This window comes from Arsenophonus endosymbiont of Bemisia tabaci Q2 (assembly GCF_902713415.1).
Lineage (GTDB): Bacteria > Pseudomonadota > Gammaproteobacteria > Enterobacterales > Enterobacteriaceae > Arsenophonus.
Window position 1 is genome coordinate 1 of record NZ_CACTIE010000106.1, and the last position, 1,298, is coordinate 1,298.

Sequence of the window (1,298 nt, forward strand, 5' to 3'; positions counted from 1 at the left end):
CTTCGCTGTTTCTCGGAAACTCACCCCTTCTTCTTCCATCGTAAATATCACTTTAGTTCTAAAATCAATCTCAGGCGCGGTTGAGGTATCAGTACGATAGACATTTAATCAATAAAGTTTCCAATTCCTGAGCTATGTTATTTCGTCCTCTGTTGCCATCTCCAAATCAACCGCATCTTGCAAGGGGATAATCACGTCAGTTGCATCCTGCATTAGCACTCTTTTTTCATTCTCAGCATCTGCGATTAATTTGTTGTTTGGTCTAGGAGGGATATCAACCCAAATGGGGTCACCATCTTCACTCTCATTAAACATTTTACCCAATGGGGCCTCCGAAAGTGCAAATTCATGGTAAACGCTGTAGGGAATAGGTTTAGCCGTACTATCCCAATTGTTATTTTTTATATATTCATCTTTTAAAGATTCGGCTAACCAGCCTAATCCATCTTTGCAAGTAAAATATATTTGGTCTTCAAATCGATATGATGTCTCTATTTTATACTCCTATCGCCATCCAATAATAACCGTCCATAAACGTATCGTTACCACCCGTTATACTCCTTGTATAATAATTAAATCCCCTTGTCGTTACATCATAAGCAATTCCCCTATAAACATAACGCCAGAGCTTTTATTATACGTTTTAGAACTCGTCGTTATACTTATAGAAAGATGAAAAAATGCAGTAGGAAAATTAATGGTATAAGAATTTCCTTCTTTACCTTCTTTACCTTCTTTACCTTCTTTACTTCTATATCCCCATTGAATAATCAGGCCGGTATTCGGATCTTTCAGCCAACCATTTGCCGATTTTTTGCTGTCCATTTAATAGCATTAATCCTAGAGTCTACTTCGGATTTAGTGTAATTATCTTCTTGAATAGCAAATTTTCCATTTTTATCTGGAAAATAAGTTACTACTCCAAGCCTATTATTGCGTATAAACCCACGTTTAGATGAACGTACAGATGCTAAATCATAACCCTCTTTAGTATCTCCTAGCTATATAACAGAATCACCGGTAAGATGAGTAGCTCTAAGTCCAAAAGTGGTTATAGCTGATGGATTATTAGTTAAGGCTAGAGTTCCATTAGTTTTAGGAACTTGTACTCGATATTCTAAACCCATACCGCTTTTTATTCCGTCGATATTAAAAATTTTGCTATCTGGATCTAGTACAAAATCTACCATAGAATTATCTTTAGTAGTTTTAATAGTTAATCTAGGATTTCCATAAGTTATATTTAATCCTTCAACAGTTATAGCTAAGCGACTTAATTTTGATTACACCCCATATTG

Annotated in this window: 3 protein-coding genes; all 3 read right to left on the bottom strand. The window is 35.4% G+C overall.

What is annotated here, in order from left to right:
• Positions 1-132 precede the first annotated feature (132 nt).
• Positions 133-495, bottom strand: coding sequence for a tail fiber assembly protein (locus tag ARSQ2_RS06020; RefSeq protein ID WP_338078259.1), 363 nt, complete (start codon positions 493-495; stop codon positions 133-135).
• A gap of 93 nt (positions 496-588) precedes the next feature.
• On the bottom strand, positions 589-825 hold the full coding sequence (locus ARSQ2_RS06025; protein WP_181994705.1) for a gp53-like domain-containing protein: 237 nt from the start codon (positions 823-825) through the stop codon (positions 589-591).
• A gap of 176 nt (positions 826-1,001) precedes the next feature.
• Positions 1,002-1,190 carry a hypothetical protein gene (locus ARSQ2_RS06030; protein WP_181994706.1) on the bottom strand — a complete coding sequence of 63 codons (189 nt, stop codon included), beginning with the start codon at positions 1,188-1,190 and terminating at the stop codon, positions 1,002-1,004.
• Positions 1,191-1,298: the final 108 nt, after the last annotated feature.

What these genes read in the sequence shown, in the direction of transcription:
- ARSQ2_RS06025 (WP_181994705.1), bottom strand. Translation starts at nt 825, where the DNA reads ATGGACAGCAAAAAATCGGCAAATGGTTGGCTGAAAGATCCGAATACC.
- ARSQ2_RS06030 (WP_181994706.1), bottom strand. Translation starts at nt 1,190, where the DNA reads ATGGTAGATTTTGTACTAGATCCAGATAGCAAAATTTTTAATATCGAC.